The 16,994-nt window shown below is 73.7% G+C and carries 15 protein-coding genes; 13 read left to right on the plus strand and 2 right to left on the minus strand.

The genetic code is table 11. The annotated features are described in order from the left end of the window. The first annotated feature begins 21 nt into the window (after positions 1 to 21). From ACH4S9_RS34310 to ACH4S9_RS34345, 8 genes are all read left to right on the plus strand, one after another. On the plus strand, positions 22 to 1,167 hold the full coding sequence (locus tag ACH4S9_RS34310) for a quinone-dependent dihydroorotate dehydrogenase (RefSeq protein ID WP_398375467.1): 1,146 nt from the start codon (positions 22 to 24) through the stop codon (positions 1,165 to 1,167). Further along, the gene (pyrF, locus tag ACH4S9_RS34315) at positions 1,164 to 2,012 is read left to right on the plus strand and encodes an orotidine-5'-phosphate decarboxylase (RefSeq protein WP_311725829.1); all 849 of its coding nucleotides are present in this window, start codon (positions 1,164 to 1,166) and stop codon (positions 2,010 to 2,012) included. Before ACH4S9_RS34310 ends, pyrF begins: the two co-directional genes overlap by 4 nt. A 204-nt stretch (positions 2,013 to 2,216) precedes the next feature. Continuing rightward, a complete protein-coding gene (locus ACH4S9_RS34320; RefSeq protein WP_065966208.1) occupies positions 2,217 to 2,540 on the plus strand; it encodes an integration host factor in 324 nt (107 codons plus the stop codon). Positions 2,541 to 2,578: 38 nt separating this feature from the next. Next, the gene (gene gmk, locus ACH4S9_RS34325) at positions 2,579 to 3,172 is read left to right on the plus strand and encodes a guanylate kinase (protein ID WP_385346573.1); all 594 of its coding nucleotides are present in this window, start codon (positions 2,579 to 2,581) and stop codon (positions 3,170 to 3,172) included. A gap of 87 nt (positions 3,173 to 3,259) precedes the next feature. Then, positions 3,260 to 3,532 carry a DNA-directed RNA polymerase subunit omega gene (gene rpoZ / locus ACH4S9_RS34330; RefSeq protein WP_005319902.1) on the plus strand — a complete coding sequence of 91 codons (273 nt, stop codon included), beginning with the start codon at positions 3,260 to 3,262 and terminating at the stop codon, positions 3,530 to 3,532. A gap of 112 nt (positions 3,533 to 3,644) precedes the next feature. Further along, positions 3,645 to 4,853: a bifunctional phosphopantothenoylcysteine decarboxylase/phosphopantothenate--cysteine ligase CoaBC gene (gene coaBC, locus ACH4S9_RS34335; protein ID WP_385346571.1), complete on the plus strand. Its 1,209-nt coding sequence runs from the start codon at positions 3,645 to 3,647 to the stop codon at positions 4,851 to 4,853. Between the two features lie 251 nt (positions 4,854 to 5,104). Further along, a complete protein-coding gene (metK, locus tag ACH4S9_RS34340) occupies positions 5,105 to 6,328 on the plus strand; it encodes a methionine adenosyltransferase (RefSeq protein WP_358846298.1) in 1,224 nt (407 codons plus the stop codon). 87 nt (positions 6,329 to 6,415) lie between these two features. Beyond that, entirely contained in the window at positions 6,416 to 8,584 is a 2,169-nt protein-coding gene (locus ACH4S9_RS34345; protein WP_311725833.1) for a primosomal protein N', read from the plus strand. Positions 8,585 to 8,602: 18 nt separating this feature from the next. Here the strand turns inward: ACH4S9_RS34345 and ACH4S9_RS34350 are convergent, their stop codons facing one another. Beyond that, positions 8,603 to 9,136 carry a hypothetical protein gene (locus ACH4S9_RS34350; RefSeq protein WP_398375471.1) on the minus strand — a complete coding sequence of 178 codons (534 nt, stop codon included), beginning with the start codon at positions 9,134 to 9,136 and terminating at the stop codon, positions 8,603 to 8,605. 240 nt (positions 9,137 to 9,376) lie between these two features. On the opposite strand from ACH4S9_RS34350, the gene fmt reads away from it, so the two are divergent. The 3 genes from fmt to ACH4S9_RS34365 all read left to right on the plus strand — a co-directional run bounded on the left by fmt (position 9,377) and on the right by ACH4S9_RS34365 (position 14,058). Further along, complete coding sequence (gene fmt / locus ACH4S9_RS34355; RefSeq protein WP_398375473.1) at positions 9,377 to 10,309, plus strand: methionyl-tRNA formyltransferase; 933 nt, start codon at positions 9,377 to 9,379, stop codon at positions 10,307 to 10,309. A 294-nt stretch (positions 10,310 to 10,603) separates the two neighbouring features. After that, entirely contained in the window at positions 10,604 to 12,532 is a 1,929-nt protein-coding gene (locus tag ACH4S9_RS34360; protein ID WP_398375474.1) for an ABC transporter ATP-binding protein, read from the plus strand. Positions 12,533 to 12,600: 68 nt separating this feature from the next. After that, positions 12,601 to 14,058 (plus strand): RsmB/NOP family class I SAM-dependent RNA methyltransferase, encoded by a 1,458-nt coding sequence (locus ACH4S9_RS34365; RefSeq protein WP_398375476.1) that lies wholly within the window; start codon positions 12,601 to 12,603, stop codon positions 14,056 to 14,058. 17 nt (positions 14,059 to 14,075) lie between these two features. Here ACH4S9_RS34365 and ACH4S9_RS34370 read toward each other — a convergent pair whose 3' ends face one another. Beyond that, entirely contained in the window at positions 14,076 to 14,966 is an 891-nt protein-coding gene (locus ACH4S9_RS34370; RefSeq protein WP_398375478.1) for a serine hydrolase, read from the minus strand. 124 nt (positions 14,967 to 15,090) lie between these two features. On the opposite strand from ACH4S9_RS34370, the gene rpe reads away from it, so the two are divergent. Together rpe and ACH4S9_RS34380 are read left to right on the plus strand one after the other, a co-directional pair. After that, positions 15,091 to 15,792, plus strand: a complete 702-nt coding sequence (gene rpe / locus ACH4S9_RS34375; protein WP_358846292.1) for a ribulose-phosphate 3-epimerase — start codon at positions 15,091 to 15,093, stop codon at positions 15,790 to 15,792. A gap of 114 nt (positions 15,793 to 15,906) precedes the next feature. After that, entirely contained in the window at positions 15,907 to 16,896 is a 990-nt protein-coding gene (locus ACH4S9_RS34380) for a sugar-binding domain-containing protein (RefSeq protein WP_311725840.1), read from the plus strand. The last annotated feature ends 98 nt before the right edge of the window (positions 16,897 to 16,994 follow it).

Genomic DNA, 16,994 nt, shown 5'->3' on the forward strand with positions numbered 1-16,994 from the left:
CACCGTCGCAGAAAGCCCGCCATGTACCAGCTCTTCTTCCGTCTCGTCTTCCGCCATATGGACCCGGAGCGGGCGCACCACCTGGCCTTCGGCTGGATCCGGCTCGCCGCCCGCGTCCCGGTCCTGCGGACCTTCGTCGCGGCCCTCCTCGCACCGCGCCACCGGGCGCTGCGCACCGAGGCGCTCGGCCTGCGCATGCACGGGCCGTTCGGGCTCGCGGCCGGCTTCGACAAGAACGCCGTCGGCATCGACGGCATGGCCATGCTCGGCTTCGACCATGTCGAGATCGGCACCGTCACCGCCCAGCCGCAGCCCGGCAACCCCAAGAAGCGGCTGTTCCGCCTGGTCGCGGACCGTGCGCTGATCAACCGCATGGGCTTCAACAACGAGGGCTCGGCGGCCGTGGCCGCCCGGCTCGCGGCCCGCCGGGCCGGCCGCCCCGCCTTCCGGACCACGGTCGGCGTCAACATCGGCAAGACCAAGGTCGTCCCGGAGGCGGAGGCCGTCGCCGACTATGTGACCTCCACCGAGCGGCTCGCCACCCACGCCGACTACCTCGTCGTCAACGTGTCCTCGCCCAACACCCCCGGGCTGCGCGACCTCCAGGCCGTCGACCATCTGCGGCCCCTGCTGAGCGCCGTACGCGAGGCCGCGGACCGCACGGTCGCCGGCCGCTGGGTGCCGCTCCTCGTCAAGATCGCCCCCGACCTCGCCGACGAGGACGTGGACGCGGTCGCCGACCTCGCGGTCGAGCTGGGCCTGGACGGCATCATCGCCACCAACACCACCATCGCCCGCGACAGCCTCGGCCTCGCCTCCGGTCCGGCGCTCACCGCCGAGACCGGCGGCCTGTCGGGCGCGCCCCTGAGGGCCTGCTCCCTGGAGGTGCTGCGCCGCCTGTACGCCCGGGTCGGCGACCGGATCACGCTGGTGGGGGTGGGCGGCATCGAGACCGCCGACGACGCCTGGGAGCGGATCCTGGCCGGGGCCACGCTGATCCAGGGCTACAGCGCCTTCATCTACGAGGGCCCGTTCTGGAGCCGCCGCATCCACCGCGGCCTGGCCGCCCGCCTCGCGGCCAGCCCGTACGCCACCCTCGCCGACGCGGTCGGCGCCGAGGCCCGCGAGGCCGATGAACCTCACAAGGCCGACAAGGAGAACGCATGACCCCCTTCGGTGCGCGCCTGCGCCGCGCCATGGACGCGCGCGGCCCGCTGTGCGTCGGCATCGACCCGCACGCCTCGCTGCTCGCCGACTGGGGGCTCGGGGACGACATCGCGGGCCTGGAGCGGTTCACCCGCACGGTCGTGGACGCCCTCGCCGAGCGGGTCGCGGTCCTCAAGCCGCAGTCCGCGTTCTTCGAGCGCTTCGGCTCGCGCGGCATCGCGGTGCTCGAGCGGGCCGTCGCGGACGCCCGGGCCGCCGGGGCGCTGGTGCTGATGGACGCCAAGCGCGGCGACATCGGCTCCACGATGGCCGCGTACGCCTCGGCGTACCTGGACCCCGGCAGCCCGCTGTTCTCGGACGCGGTCACCGTCAGCCCGTATCTGGGGTTCGGCTCGCTGCGCCCCGCGCTGGACGCGGCGCGGGCGAGCGGGGCCGGGGTGTTCGTGCTGGCGCTGACCTCCAACCCGGAGGGCGCCGAGGTGCAGCACGCGGTGCGGCCCGGCGGGGCGACGGTCGCCGCCACGGTGCTGGACCACCTCAGGGAGGAGAACGCCGAGGAGGCGCGCGCGGGCCGCCTCGGCTCGTACGGCGCGGTCGTCGGCGCGACGCTCAAGGACACCGCGGCGAAGGCGGGCGCGGATCTGGCGATCGGCGGGCCGCTGCTCGCTCCGGGCATCGGGGCCCAGGGCGCGACCCCCGAGGACCTGCCGGGGGTCTTCGGCGCGGCGGTGCGGAATGTGGTTCCCAGCGTCAGCCGAGGGGTGCTCCGGCACGGTCCGGACCCGGCTTCGCTCGCGTCGGCCGCGCTCCGAATGGCTGATCAAGTGCGTGCTGTGGCCGAATAAGCGGGTTATTTTGCCCCCAAATGTCCAAGTCGAGCGAGTCTGACCAGGACTTTTCGTCTGTTCTCGCTGACTGGAGCGGGATCGGCCGCTAGTCTCCGACCAGAGCCAGCGCGCAGCTGCGTTGCGCGTTGCTCCCCAGGTGAGGGGCGACTAGGTTCCTCACCGGTCCGTATCCGACAGTTCGACATCCGAGGTGACGTAGGCGTGGCTCTTCCGCCCCTTACCCCTGAACAGCGCGCAGCCGCGCTCGAAAAGGCCGCCGCGGCTCGCCGGGAGCGCGCCGAGGTCAAGAATCGACTCAAGCACTCCGGCGCTTCCCTGCACGAGGTCATCAAGCAGGGCCAGGAGAACGATGTCATCGGCAAGATGAAGGTGTCCGCTCTCCTGGAGTCCCTGCCTGGCGTCGGCAAGGTCCGCGCCAAGCAGATCATGGAACGGCTCGGCATTTCCGAGAGCCGTCGTGTCCGCGGTCTGGGCTCCAACCAGATCGCATCGCTTGAGCGTGAGTTCGGCGGCGCCGCCAACTGACGTTTCCAGGCACTCCCGGGAACCTGGATAATCGCTGCATGGCAGCACACTCCAGGGGGGCGACCCCCGTACCCCCGGACGCACGTCCGCGGCTGACCGTGCTCTCCGGCCCTTCCGGGGTCGGTAAGAGCACGGTCGTCGCTCATATGCGCAAAGCACACCCCGAGGTGTGGCTCTCGGTCTCGGCCACCACACGCAAGCCGCGCCCCGGCGAGCGCCACGGCGTCCAGTACTTCTTCGTGGACGACGGGGAGTTCGACAAGCTCATCGCCAACGGCGAGTTGCTGGAGTGGGCCGAGTTCGCGGGCAACCGCTACGGCACTCCGCGCGAGGCGGTCCAGGACCGCCTCGCCGCGGGTGAGCCGGTGCTGCTGGAGATCGACCTGCAGGGCGCCCGTCAGGTCCGCGAGTCCATGACGGACGCGCAGCTGGTCTTTCTGGCCCCGCCGAGCTGGGAGGAGCTGGTCCGCCGGCTCACCGGCCGGGGCACCGAGCCGCCCGAGGTGATCGAACGACGGCTCGAGGCCGCGAAGACCGAGCTGGCCGCCGAGCCCGAGTTCGATGTGACCTTGGTCAATACCTCCGTCGAGGACGTGGCGCAAGAGCTGCTAACCTTGATGCGAGTCGTTTGATCTTTCCTGGTCAGGGTGCCAAGCACAGAGCACCGACCGCCACGATCGAATATCTCATTTCTTCACCACCCACTCGGAAGGCAGAGAGTGTCCTCTTCCATCACCGCGCCCGAGGGCATCATCAACCCGCCGATTGATGAGCTGCTCGAGGCCACCGACTCCAAGTACAGCCTGGTGATCTACGCGGCCAAGCGCGCCCGCCAGATCAACGCGTACTACTCGCAGCTCGGCGAGGGCCTGCTCGAGTACGTCGGCCCGCTGGTGGACACCCACGTCCACGAGAAGCCGCTGTCGATCGCGCTCCGCGAGATCAACGCCGGTCTGCTGACCTCCGAGGCCATCGAGGGCCCGGCTCAGTAGTCGGAACTCCCACCACGGGCCCGGCGGCATCCCCGCCGGGCCCGTGGTGTGTCATGGGTACGTACGCGACGGGCAGCGCGCGACGGAGACGGAGCGCGCGGAGAGGCGAGCGATGGACAAGCCCAAGGTCGTCCTGGGGGTCAGCGGCGGGATCGCCGCCTACAAGGCGTGCGAGCTGCTGCGCCGCCTCACCGAGTCCGGGCATGAGGTGCGGGTCGTGCCGACCGACTCGGCCCTGCACTTCGTCGGGGCCGCGACCTGGTCCGCCCTGTCCGGCAACCCCGTGGCCACCGAGGTCTGGGACTCCGTCCACGAGGTCCCGCATGTGCGCATCGGCCAGTCCGCGGACCTGGTCGTGGTCGCCCCCGCCACCGCCGACCTGCTCGCCAAGGCCGCCCACGGCCTGGCCGACGACCTGCTCACCAACACCCTGCTCACCGCCCGATGTCCTGTGGTCTTCGCGCCCGCCATGCACACCGAGATGTGGGAGCACCCGGCCACCCAGGAGAACGTGGCCACGCTGCGCCGCCGCGGGGCCGTCGTCATCGAGCCCGCCGTCGGGCGGCTGACCGGCGTGGACACCGGCAAGGGCCGGCTGCCCGAGCCCGGCGAGATCTTCGAGGTCTGCCGCCGGGTGCTCGCCCGCGGCGCCGAGGAGAGGCGCCAGGACCTGGCCGGTCGCCATGTCGTGGTGAGCGCCGGGGGCACCCGCGAGCCCCTGGACCCGGTGCGCTTCCTGGGCAACCGCTCCTCCGGCAAGCAGGGCTACGCCCTGGCCAGGGCCGCCGTCGCCCGCGGCGCCCGGGTGACTTTGGTCTCGGCCAACAGCGAGCTGCCCGACCCGGCCGGGGCCGATGTGGTGCGGGTGGGCACCGCGGTGCAGCTGCGCGAGGCAGTGGTCAAGGCCGCCGCGGACGCCGACGCCGTGGTGATGGCCGCGGCCGTCGCCGATTTCCGGCCCGCGAAGTACGCCGAAGGCAAGATCAAGAAGCGGGACGGGCAGGAGCCTGAGCCGATCGTCCTGGTCCGCAACCCGGACGTGCTCGCGGAGATCTCCGCCGACCGCGCCCGGCCCGGACAGATCATCGTGGGCTTCGCCGCCGAGACCGACGACGTGCTCGCCAACGGGCGCGCCAAGCTCGCCCGCAAGGGGTGCGACCTGCTGGTCGTCAACGAGGTGGGGGAGCACAAGACCTTCGGCTCGGAGGCGAACGAGGCCGTGGTCCTGGCGGCCGACGGCACCGAGACCCCGGTGCCGTACGGGCCCAAGGAGATCCTGGCCGACACCGTCTGGGACCTGGTCGCCGGGCGTCTCGGCTGAGTGATCCGGTTCGGGTCGTCTTCGGTCATTTTCGGGCCATCAGTGGGAATGACACTTTCCTGCCTCACCGGCAAGGCTGATTTTCCGGTCGGGGAGAGGTATGTTCCAGGTCACGGCCTGCCCGTCCTGTGGACGGGGATGCTCGACCGGCCAGGGCGCCGGATAAACTGGCCGAGGAACCGCATCGGGCGCAGCTCCCGGGCGGTCCCAACCATGATCAGCCAGCAGCCGCTGCAACCCCAGGGAGCGATGTGTCCCGCCGCCTGTTCACCTCGGAGTCAGTGACCGAGGGTCACCCCGACAAGATCGCTGACCAGATCAGCGACACCATTCTCGACGCGCTCCTGAAGGAGGACCCGACCTCCCGGGTCGCCGTCGAGACACTGATCACCACCGGCCTGGTGCATGTGGCCGGCGAGGTGACGACCAAGGCGTACGCACCGATCGCCACGCTCGTGCGCAACAAGATCCTCGAGATCGGCTACGACTCGTCGAAGAAGGGCTTCGACGGAGCCTCGTGCGGCGTCTCGGTGTCGATCGGCTCCCAGTCCCCGGACATCGCGCAGGGTGTGGACTCGGCTTACGAGGCCCGGGTCGAAGGTGCCGCCGCAGGTGACGACATCGATGAGCTGGACAAGCAGGGCGCGGGCGACCAGGGCCTGATGTTCGGCTACGCCTGCGACGAGACGCCCGAGCTGATGCCGCTCCCGATCTCCCTGGCCCACCGGCTCTCCCGCCGCCTGTCCGATGTCCGCAAGAACGGGACCATCCCCTACCTGCGCCCGGACGGCAAGACGCAGGTCACCATCGAGTACGACGGCAACAAGGCGGTCCGCCTGGACACCGTGGTCGTCTCCTCGCAGCACGCCTCCGACATCGACCTGGACTCGCTGCTGGCACCGGACATCCGGGAGTTCGTGGTCGAGCACGTTCTCAACGCGCTCGTCGAGGACGGCATCAAGCTGGACACCGAGGGTTACCGCCTGCTGGTCAACCCGACCGGGCGGTTCGAGATCGGCGGTCCGATGGGTGACGCCGGCCTGACGGGCCGCAAGATCATCATCGACACCTACGGCGGCATGGCCCGCCACGGCGGCGGCGCCTTCTCCGGCAAGGACCCGTCCAAGGTCGACCGCTCCGCCGCGTACGCGATGCGCTGGGTCGCGAAGAACGTCGTGGCGGCCGGCCTGGCCTCGCGCTGCGAGGTGCAGGTGGCCTACGCGATCGGCAAGGCCGAGCCGGTCGGCCTGTTCGTCGAGACCTTCGGCACGGCCACGGTCGACGCCGAGAAGATCGAGCAGGCCATCTCCGAGGTCTTCGACCTCCGCCCGGCCGCGATCATCCGCGACCTGGACCTGCTGCGCCCGATCTACGCCCAGACAGCGGCGTACGGCCACTTCGGCCGCGAGCTGGAGGACTTCACCTGGGAGCGCACCGACCGCGTGGACGCGCTGCGCGCGGCCACGGGGCTGTAAGCACCCGCGCACCGAATTCGGACACCGGCCCTGGCGCCCCACGGGACGCCAGGGCCGGTGTCCGTGCTGTCTGCTAAGACTGAAGCTGTGAGCAGCGACAACGGGCGGCCGGAGCGGGATCCGGCGGGGCGGGCCCCCGGGGCGGATCCGCAGGGCGGCGAGCAGCTCGCGCTCATTCGCGAGACCGTGCGTAAGGCCAAGGTGCCGAAGGCCAAGCCGCGGACGTGGCGGGGGGCGGCGCTGGCGCGGGAGCTGCCGGTCGCCAAGGTGCTGGTGGACAAGGGGCCGGTCCATCTCGACCAGCTGTGGGACTACGCGGTGCCCGCCGAGATGGACGCCGAGGCGCGGCCCGGGGTGCGGGTGCGGGTGCGGTTCGGCGCCGGTACGGGGAAGGTGCGCGAGGGGCGCCGGGAGGGCGGGGGGCTGCTCGACGGGTACATCATCGAGCGGGTCGCCGAGTCCGACTACCGGGGGCCGCTGGCGGCCATCGCGCAGGTGGTGTCGCCGGAGCCGGTGCTGGAGCCCGGGCTGCTCGCGCTGTGCCGGGCCGTCGCCGACCGGTACGCGGGATCGCTCGCCGACATACTGCAACTGGCCGTGCCCAAGCGGAACGTACGGGCCGAGGGCGAGCCGTCCCCGCCGCCGCTGCCGCCGCCCGTCCCGCCCGCGGCGGGGAGCTGGGAGCGCTATCCGGCCGGGCCCGGGTTTCTGGAGGCGCTCGCGGGCGGCGGGGCGCCGCGGGCGGTGTGGACCGCGCTGCCGGGCCCGCACTGGCCGCGCGAGTGGGCCGTCGCGGTGGCCGCCACCCTCGCCTCGGGGCGCGGCGCGCTGGTCGTCGTCCCCGACGGGCGGACGGCCGCGCGGGTCGACGAGGCGCTCACCGAGGTGCTCGGCGGGCCGGGGCGGCATGTGCTGCTGACCGCGGATCTCGGGCCCGAGGAGCGCTACCGGCGCTGGCTGGCCGTCAGCCGGGGCTCGGTGCGGGCCGTGGTGGGCACCCGGGCGGCCATGTTCGCGCCCGTCAAGGGCCTGGGGCTGGTGGGGATCTGGGACGACGGCGACCACAGCCACAGCGATACCCAGGCGCCGCAGCCGCACGCCCGCGACGTACTGCTGCTGCGCGCCGTCCAGGAGCGGACGGGCTTTCTGCTGGGCGACCTCGGCCGCACCGTGGAGGCCGCCCAGCTGGTGGAGAACGGCTGGGCGCGCCCCCTGGAGGCCGACCGCGAGCAGGTCAGGGCCGCGGCCCCGCTGATCCGTACGGTCGACGAGGGCGAGACGGCGCGGGACGCGCAGGCGCGCGCCGCCCGGCTGCCGACCCTCGCTTGGCGGACCGTGCGCGAGGGGCTGACCCGGGGCCCGGTGCTGGTGCAGGTGCCGCGCCGGGGGTACGTACCCCGGCTGGCCTGCGAGCGCTGCCGGGAGCCCGCGCGCTGCGCGCACTGCTCGGGCCCGCTGGAGGCCCGGGACGCGGACACGCTCAACTGCGCGTGGTGCGGGCGGCCCGAGGGCGGGTGGCGCTGCCCCGAGTGCGGGGGCGTGCGGCTGCGGGCCAGCATCGTCGGGGCCCGGCGCACGGCCGAGGAGCTGGGCCGAGCCTTTCCGGAGGTCGCGGTGCGCACCTCGGGCCGGGATCATGTCCTCGACGCGGTCCCGGGCCGCCCGGCGCTCGTGGTCGCGACGCCCGGCGCCGAGCCGGTCGCCGAGGGGGGTTACGCCGCGGCCCTGCTGCTCGACGGCTGGGCCCTGCTCGGCCGCCCCGACCTGCGGGCCGGGGAAGAGGCGCTGCGCCGCTGGCTGGACGCGGCGGCCCTGGTGCGCGGCCATGAGGACGGCGGGCTGGTCGTGGTGATCGCCGAGCCCACACAGCGGCCCGTCCAGGCGCTGGTGCGTTGGGACCCGGCCGGTTACGCGGCGCGGGAGCTGGCCGAGCGGGCCCAGCTGGGCTTTCCGCCAGTGTCCCGGATGGCCTCGGTCGCCGGCCCCGCCGAGGCGGTGGACGAGCTGATCGCCGCGGCTCGGCTGCCGGAGGGCACCGAGACTCTCGGCCCCGTAGCGCTGCCCCCGACGGAGCCCGGCCGCCCGCGCCGTCCCGGTCAGCCGCCGCCGGGGGAGGAGTGGCAGCGGGCGCTGCTGCGCGTGCGCCCCGGTCAGGGCAGTGCGCTCGCGGCGGCGGTCAAGGCGGCGAAGGCGCAGCGGCTGGCCCGGGGCGAGAAGCACCCGGTGGTACGGATCGACCCGCTCGACATCGGCTGACGGGCGAAGGCGGGCGCCTCAGCCGTTGCGCGGGTTGGGCAGGGCGCTCGGGCGGGGCTCCTCGCGCAGCGCCGGGGCGGGCTGCGGGGGCATCGAGCGCGCGGCGGGCACCGACGGCACCGACGGGACCGCGGACACGGCGCCCGGCTCCGCGGTGCGCACGGACGCCTCGGCGCCCTCGGGGGCGGCGCTCTGCGCGGCGGCGGCCCGGCGCGCGCCGTAACGCCGGTGCACCGCCTGCTTGGTGACGCCGAGCGCCGAGCCCACCGCGTCCCACGAGAAGCCGAGCGAACGGTCGAAGTCCACGGCGGCCGTGACCAGGGTCTCGACGCTGTCCCGCAGCTCCTGGGCCAGGCGCACGGTGGGCGCCGGGGCGCGTCCGTAGACGACGAAGCCCGCGGACGGGCCGGTGCGCCGCGGACGGTAGACGTTGCCGAGCTGGGCGGTGAGGGTCCGCAGCGCGTCCACCTGTCGGCGGACCCGCTCGATGTCCCGGACCAGGAGGTGCAGGCTGGCCCGTGCCTGGGCGTCGTGGGTTGCGTGGTCGGCCATGAACAAGCCTCTCGAATCCGGCGTAGGTACTCGAAGACAGCAGACGGGAAGGGGGAAGCGCGCCGGGCCGCCGCAGCGGCCCGACGCGGTCAATCTGTCTTGACTGCCTTGACCAACGCGATACCCGCCCGTCGGTCACGGTCCGGGGGCGTGCGCCCTCGCTCACGTACGCCCCCTGTCGGCGGGTCGCCCTAGACTGGTGCGCTGTTCCCGCTGCGCGTGAGAGGTAGTTCGCCACCCATGAGGCTCGTCTTCGCCGGTACTCCCGAGGTCGCCCTGCCCGCCCTGGAAGCGCTGATCGCGTCCGACCGGCACGAGGTGGTGGCCGTCGTCACCCGGCCGGACGCGCCCGCCGGACGCGGCCGCCGGCTGGTGGCGAGCCCGGTCGCCGAGCGCGCGGCGGAGGCGGGGATCGAGGTGCTCAAGCCGGCCAAGCCGCGCGACCCGGAGTTCCTGGACCGGCTTCGCGAGATCGCGCCGGACTGCTGCCCGGTGGTCGCCTACGGCGCGCTGCTGCCCAAGGCGGCGCTGGAGATCCCCGCGCACGGCTGGGTCAATCTGCACTTCTCCCTGCTGCCCGCCTGGCGCGGCGCGGCGCCCGTGCAGCACGCGGTGCTGGCGGGCGACGAGGTGACCGGCGCGTCGACCTTCCTGATCGAGGAGGGCCTGGACTCCGGCCCGGTCTACGGGCTGGTGACCGAGGACGTACGGCCCACGGACACCAGCGGCGACCTGCTGACCAGGCTCTCGCTGGCCGGGTCGGGGCTGCTGGCCGCCACCATGGACGGCATCGAGGACGGCACCCTGCGCGCCGAGCCGCAGCCCACCGAGGGCGTCTCGCTCGCCCCGAAGATCAACGTCGAGGACGCCGAGATCGACTGGACCGCGCCCGCGCTGCGCGTCGACCGGCTGGCGCGGGCCTGCGCCCCCGCGCCGGGGGCGTGGACCACCTTCCGCGGGGAGCGGCTGAAGGTGAACGCGGTGGCGCTGGTGACGGACCGCACGGACCTGGCGCCCGGCGAGCTCGAGGTGACCAAGAAGGCCGTGTACGCCGGCACGGGCAGCCACGCGGTGCAGCTGTCCTGGGTGCGCCCGCAGGGCAAGCGGCCGATGCCCGGGGCGGACTGGGCCCGCGGCGTACGCATCGCCGAGGGCGAGCGCCTCGGCGCGTAGCGGGTGTCCGAGGGCCACGCGGCGGAGCCGCACATCGGTGCTGGTTCCCCACCCCGCGCGGCGGAGCCGCACATCGGCAGGCGCCGGGAAGGGGCGGGGTGGGGCGAGCCCGCCGCAGGCGTCGAGATCAGCCGGACACGGCCCAGCGCGCGTCCCCGCGTCCCGGGCCGCCGCGCGCGGGGTGGGGGGCGAGTTGACCTCAACAATGGTTGAGGTTCTACGGTCCTGGGTGTGCCGCCGGCCCGGAACAGCCGCGATCCCGCGACGGCACCCCGAGACCCACGGAGGTGCGCGATGGACATGGAAGCCACCGCCATGCACTCCCTCTACCGGACCGCGAGCGCCAACGACGACCGGCGCCCCTTCTCCCGCGACACCCTGCGGCGCATCGCCGGCTTCGCCGGCCCCCACCGCCGCCGGATCGTCTTCTTTTTGGTGAGCAGCGTCGTCACGGCGGTGCTCGCGGTCGCCACCCCACTGCTCGCCGGCCGGGTCGTCGACGCGATCGTGCACCGCTCCGGCCAGGGCCTCGTCCTCGGACTCGCCGGCCTCATCGCCGTCATCGCCGTGGCGGAGGCCGGGCTCGGGCTGGTCACCCGCTGGCTGTCCGCGAACATCGGCGAGGGGCTCATCCTCGACCTGCGCACCGCCGTGTACGACCACGTCCAGCGGCTGCCCGTCGCCTTCTTCACCCGCACCCGCACCGGCGCCCTGGTCAGCCGGCTGAACAACGACGTCATCGGCGCCCAGCGGGCGTTCAGCGACACCCTCTCCGGAGTCGTCGGCAATCTCGTCACCCTGCTGCTCACGCTCGCCGTGATGCTCGGCATCTCCTGGCAGATCACCCTGCTGGCCCTGCTGCTCCTGCCGATGTTCCTGCTGCCCGCCCGGCGCGTCGGCGGCAAGCTGGCGCGGCTGCGGCGCGAGGCCGCGGACCACAACGCCACCATGGGCACCCAGATGACCGAGCGGTTCTCCGCGCCCGGCGCCACGCTCGTGAAACTCTTCGGCCGGCCCGACGAGGAGTCCGCCGAGTTCGCGGCGCGCGCCCGGCGGGTGCGCGACATCGGGGTGCGCACCGCGATGGTCCAGACCTCCTTCGTCACCGCCCTCACCCTCGTCTCCGCCCTGGCCCTGGCCCTCGTCTACGGCCTCGGCGGCTACTACGCGCTGCGCCGCGAGCTCGACCCCGGCGCGGTCGTCGCCCTCGCCCTGCTGCTCACCCGCCTGTACGCGCCGCTGACCGCGCTGGCCGGCGCCCGGGTGGAGGTGATGAGCGCCCTGGTCAGCTTCGAGCGGGTCTTCGAGGTGCTGGACCTCGAGCCGCTGATCGCCGAGAAGCCGGACGCCCGGCCGGTGCCCGAGGGGCCGGTGTCGGTCGAGTTCGACCGCGTGAACTTCGGCTATCCCTCGGCGGACAAGGTCTCCCTGGCCTCCCTGGAAGAGGTCGCGACCCTGGACACCCGCGGTGGCGAACAGGTGCTGCACGAGGTGTCCTTCCGCGCCGAACCCGGGCAGATGGTCGCGCTGGTGGGCTCCTCGGGCGCCGGGAAGTCGACCATCGCGCAGCTGCTGCCCCGGCTCTACGACGCCGACGGCGGCGCCGTGCGGCTGTCCGGCGTGGACGTCCGCGACCTGACGGCCGAGTCGGTCCGCAGGACGCTCGGCATGGTCACCCAGGACGGGCACCTCTTCCACGACTCGATCCGCGCCAACCTGCTGCTGGCCCGGCCCGAGGCCACGGAGGAGGAGCTGTGGGACGTGCTGCGCCGGGCCCGCCTCGACGGGCTGATCGCGGCCCTGCCCGACGGCCTGGACACCGTGGTCGGCGAGCGCGGCTACCGGCTCTCCGGCGGTGAGCGCCAGCGGCTGACCATCGCCCGGCTGCTGCTGGCCCGCCCCCGCGTGGTGATCCTCGACGAGGCCACCGCCCACCTGGACTCCACCTCCGAGGCGGCCGTCCAGGAGGCGCTCGCCGAGGCGCTGGACGGGCGGACCGCCGTGGTCATCGCCCACCGGCTGTCCACCGTCCGGGCCGCGGACCTCATCCTGGTCGTCGAGAACGGGCGGATCGTGGAGCGCGGCACGCACACCGCGCTGCTCGCGTCCGGCGGGCGCTACGAGGAGCTGTACCGCACCCAGTTCGAGCAGCCGTCACCCGTGGGCGAGGCGGACCTGGGCGAGGCGGACCTGGCCCAGGCGGCCGACGGGGCACTGAACTGAGCGTGGCCCTGCGCGCCCCGTAGGCTGGGACTCCGCAGAGCCCCATCCTTCCCCGGAGCACATTTCCCGTGAGTCCCCAGCCCGGCCGTTCCCACCGCAGCAACTCCGGCAAGCCCTACCGGCGCCCGAAGAAGGACCCCGTGCGGGTTCTCGCCTTCGAGGCGCTGCGGGCCGTCGACGAGCGCGACGCGTACGCGAACCTCGTCCTGCCGCCCCTGCTGCGCAGGGCCCGTCAGGAGAGCACGGAGGCCAAGCCCTTCGACGCGCGGGACGCCGCGCTGGCGACCGAGCTGGTCTACGGCACGCTGCGCCGCCAGGGCACCTACGACGCGATCATCGCGGAGTGCGTGGACCGGCCGCTGCGCGAGGTGGACCCGCCCGTGCTGGACGTGCTCAGCCTCGGCGCGCACCAGCTGCTGGGCACCCGCATCCCCACCCACGCGGCGGTCTCGGCGACCGTCGAGCTGGCGCGGGTGGTGCTCGGCGACGGGCGGGCGAAGTTCGTCAACGCCGTACTGCGCAAGATCGCGGCCGATGACCTCGACGGCTGGCTGGAGAAGGTCGCCCCGCCGTACGACGAGGACCCCGAGGAGCATCTTGCGGTCGTCCACTCGCATCCGCGGTGGATCGTCTCCGCCCTGTGGGACGCGCTGGGCGGCGGCAGCGCCGGGGTCGAGGACCTGCTGGAGGCCGACAACGAACGGCCCGAGGTCACCCTCGTCGCCCGGCCGGGCCGCAGCACGGCGGAGGAGCTGATGGCGGCCGTCGGGGAGGGCTCCGCGCTGCCGGGCCGCTGGTCCCCGTACGCCGTGCGGCTCACCGAGGGTGGCGAGCCGGGGGCGCTGGACGCGGTCCGCGAGGGGCGCGCCGGGGTGCAGGACGAGGGCAGCCAGCTGGTGGCCCTCGCGCTGGCGGGCGCGCCGCTGGAGGGGCCGGACGAGCGGTGGCTGGACGGCTGCGCGGGCCCCGGCGGCAAGGCGGCGCTGCTCGGCGCGCTGGCCGCGGAGCGGGGCGCGGCGCTGCTCGCCTCGGAGAAGCAGCCGCACCGGGCGGGCCTGGTGGAGCGGGCGCTGGCGGGCAACCCCGGCCCGTACCAGGTGATCGCGGCGGACGGCACCAGACCGCCGTGGCGTCCCGGCACCTTCGACCGGGCCCTGGTCGACGTGCCCTGCACCGGGCTCGGCGCGCTGCGCCGCCGCCCGGAGGCGCGCTGGCGCCGCAGCCCCGAGGACCTGGCCGGCTTCGCGCCGCTCCAGCGGGAGCTGCTGCGCCAGGCGCTGGCCGCGGTGCGCGTGGGCGGCGTGGTCGGCTACGCCACCTGCTCCCCGCATCTCGCCGAGACACGGACCGTGGTGGACGACGTCCTCAAGGGCCGCGGCGGCCCCGCGCCCGCCGCCGAGTGGATCGACGCCCGGCCGCTGATGCCGGGGGTGCCCGAGCTCGGCGACGGCCCGGACGTCCAGCTGTGGCCGCACCGCCACGGCACGGACGCGATGTATCTGGCCCTGCTGCGGCGCACCGCCTGACGAGGCCTCGGAAACCTTCAGCCCGCCGGGTCGAGGTCCCGGTGCACCACGCGGGAGATGGCCTCGATGGTGGCGACTCCGGCGCTCATGGTGCGGTTGTCCTGGGTCAGTACCGTGATGGTGTAGGCGTGGCCGTCGCGGGTGAAGGCGCCGAGGCTGTGCACCCGCCAGCCGTGGGTGGCGCGGGACAGCCAGCCGTTCTTCACATGGACCCGCACGGTGTCCGGGGCGCCGGCCGGGGTGCCCCAGCGCTGGGACGGGACGACCTCGCCCATGAGCTCCAGGATGTAGGCGCGGGCGTGGTCGCTCAGCACCGCGTTGGGCGTGGTCACCAGGTCCAGGAGCCGCATCTCGTCGCGCGCGGTGATCTGGGTCAGGCCCCAGTGGTTCTCGGCGCCGGGGACGGTCCGGGGCATCCCCGCTGCCCGCAGAAACGCGCTGATCCCGTCGGCGCCCAGCTGCCGCCACAGCGTGCTGGTGGCGGCGTTGTCCGACTTGGTGATCATGGCGGTGGCCAGGTCGGTCTCGCACCGGGTGAGCTGCCGGCCGTGTTTCTCCGCGTCCCACAGCAGGGCGGCCAGGACGGTCACCTTGACCGCGCTCGCGGAGTCGAAGGCCTGGTCCGCGCGCAGTGTGCAGATGGTGTCCGTGGCGGGGTCGCGCAGGGCGATCGCAACCGTGCCGGGTCTGCCGCGCAGGGCCGTGGCGATGTCCGTGGAGAGCTTGGTGGCGAGCCCCGCCCGGGCGGAGGCGCAGACCGGCGGCGGTGGCGCGGCCGTGGCCGCCCCCGCCCCGGTGGCCGGGGCCACCAGCAGCCCTACGGCCAGGGCCACGGACAGCGCGCCCCGGAGGGGCCACGGCCGGCCCGATGCCGCGGATACGGGGTGTCGCTTCAGATGTCGGGTCATGCGAGTCTTCTCAATCCGCTGCCGATCGCTCCGCTGCCGGACCGGGGCGACCGGAGGGCTGTCGGTGCGGCTTCGTGATCAACCCGGGTCCATGGACCGGTGGCGGCCGTGGCAGGCTGGTGCCATGGCCCTCCAGATCAGCCCCAGCATCCTGTCCGCCGACTTCGCCCGCCTGGCGGAGGAAGCGAAGGCCGTCGAGGGAGCCGACTGGCTCCACGTCGATGTGATGGACAACCACTTCGTCCCCAACCTGACTCTCGGCGTGCCGGTGGTCGAGGCGCTCGGCAAGGCGACGGACACGCCGCTGGACTGCCATCTGATGATCGAGGACCCCGACCGCTGGGCCCCGCAGTACGTCGAGGCCGGCGCGGGCTCGGTGACCTTCCACGCCGAGGCGGCCGCCGCCCCCGTACGGCTGGCCCGGGAGATCCGGGCCAAGGGCGCCCGGGCGTCGATGGCGCTCAAGCCCGCCACCCCCATCGACCCCTTCGAGGACCTGCTGCCCGAGCTGGACATGGTCCTGGTGATGACGGTTGAGCCGGGCTTCGGCGGGCAGGCGTTCCTGGACATCATGTTGCCGAAGATCCGCCGCACCCGCGAGCTGATCTCCAAGCACGGCCTGGAGATGTGGCTTCAGGTGGACGGCGGGGTGTCCGCCTCGACGATCGAGCGGTGTGCCGAGGCAGGCGCCGATGTGTTTGTGGCGGGATCCGCGGTCTACGGGGCCGATGACCCCGCCAAGGCGGTGCGTGAGCTGCGGGATCTGGCCCAGGGGGCCACCTCGGCGGCGCGGCGCGCGGAAGACGGGCCCACGACCGCCCGGTGAACTCATGGGTAAAGGGCAGATCAAGTCCGCCGTTTCTGACAGGATGAACGGTGAGTCCAGAACATAGGAAGCAGTGAGGAGACCGCGGTGTCGACGGGCCGTTCAGGCACGCGGATGGGACCCGCCGAACTGGTGCAGGCGGCCGCCATGGCGCGCCGCTTCTACCTCGAGGGCAAGTCCAAGATCCAGATTGCCGAGGAGTTCGGCGTCAGCCGCTTCAAGGTGGCGCGGGTGCTCGAGACCGCGCTCGAGCGCGATCTGGTGCGCATCGAGATCCGGGTGCCCGCAGAGCTGGACGCGGAGCGCTCCGACGCGCTGCGCGCCCGGTACGGGCTGCGCCACGCGGTCGTCGTCGAGTCCCCGGCCGACGCCGAGGCCGACACCCCGGACCCGGAGAACCTCGGCGAGGTCGCCGCTGACCTGCTCGGCGAGCTGGTGACCGAGGGCGATGTGCTGGGCCTGGCCTGGGGCCGCTCCACGATCCACATGGCCGCGGCGCTGCACCGGCTGCCCCCGTGCACCGTCGTCCAGCTCACCGGCGTCTATGACGCGGGCACCGCCGAGCGCGGCTCGGTCGAGGCGGTCCGGCGCGCCGCCGCCGTCTCCGGCGGCGAGGCGCACCCCATCTACGCGCCCATGCTGCTGCCCGACACCGCCACCGCCGACGCGCTGCGCGGCCAGCCCGGCATCGCCCGCGCCTTCGAGTACTTCGACAAGGTCACCGTCGCCGCCGTCTCCATCGGCTCCTGGGAGGCCGGGATCTCGACGGTGTACGACATGCTGACCGAGCAGGAGCGGGCGCACTACGCGGGCCTCGGCGCCGCCGCCGAGATGTCGGCGCACCTCTTCGACGCCGAGGGCCGGCGCATCGGCCGCGACCTGGGCGAGCGGTGCATCACGGTGGAGGCCGACCGGCTGCGGCGGATCCCGGAGGTCGTGGCCATCGCGGGCGGCCGCCGCAAGGCCCCGGCGATCGGCGCGGTGCTCCGCTCCGGCCTGGTCACCAGCCTGGTCACGGACACCGCCGCCGCCGACCACCTGCTGCTGGAGACCGGCCCAGGCCCGCGCCCCGCGCTGGACCGGGCAGACCCCGACGGGCCGTAGCGCGGGCCCGTAAGTACGCGCGCGGCGTGGGCGGCGTTGGACGATCGGACCAGCGGCTTCCCGGCCGTTCTGGATGATCGTCCCGCCCCCGTACCGGG

The sequence above is a fragment of the Streptomyces sp. NPDC021225 genome, from assembly GCF_044332865.1.
In the GTDB taxonomy this organism is placed as follows: Bacteria; Actinomycetota; Actinomycetes; order Streptomycetales; family Streptomycetaceae; genus Streptomyces.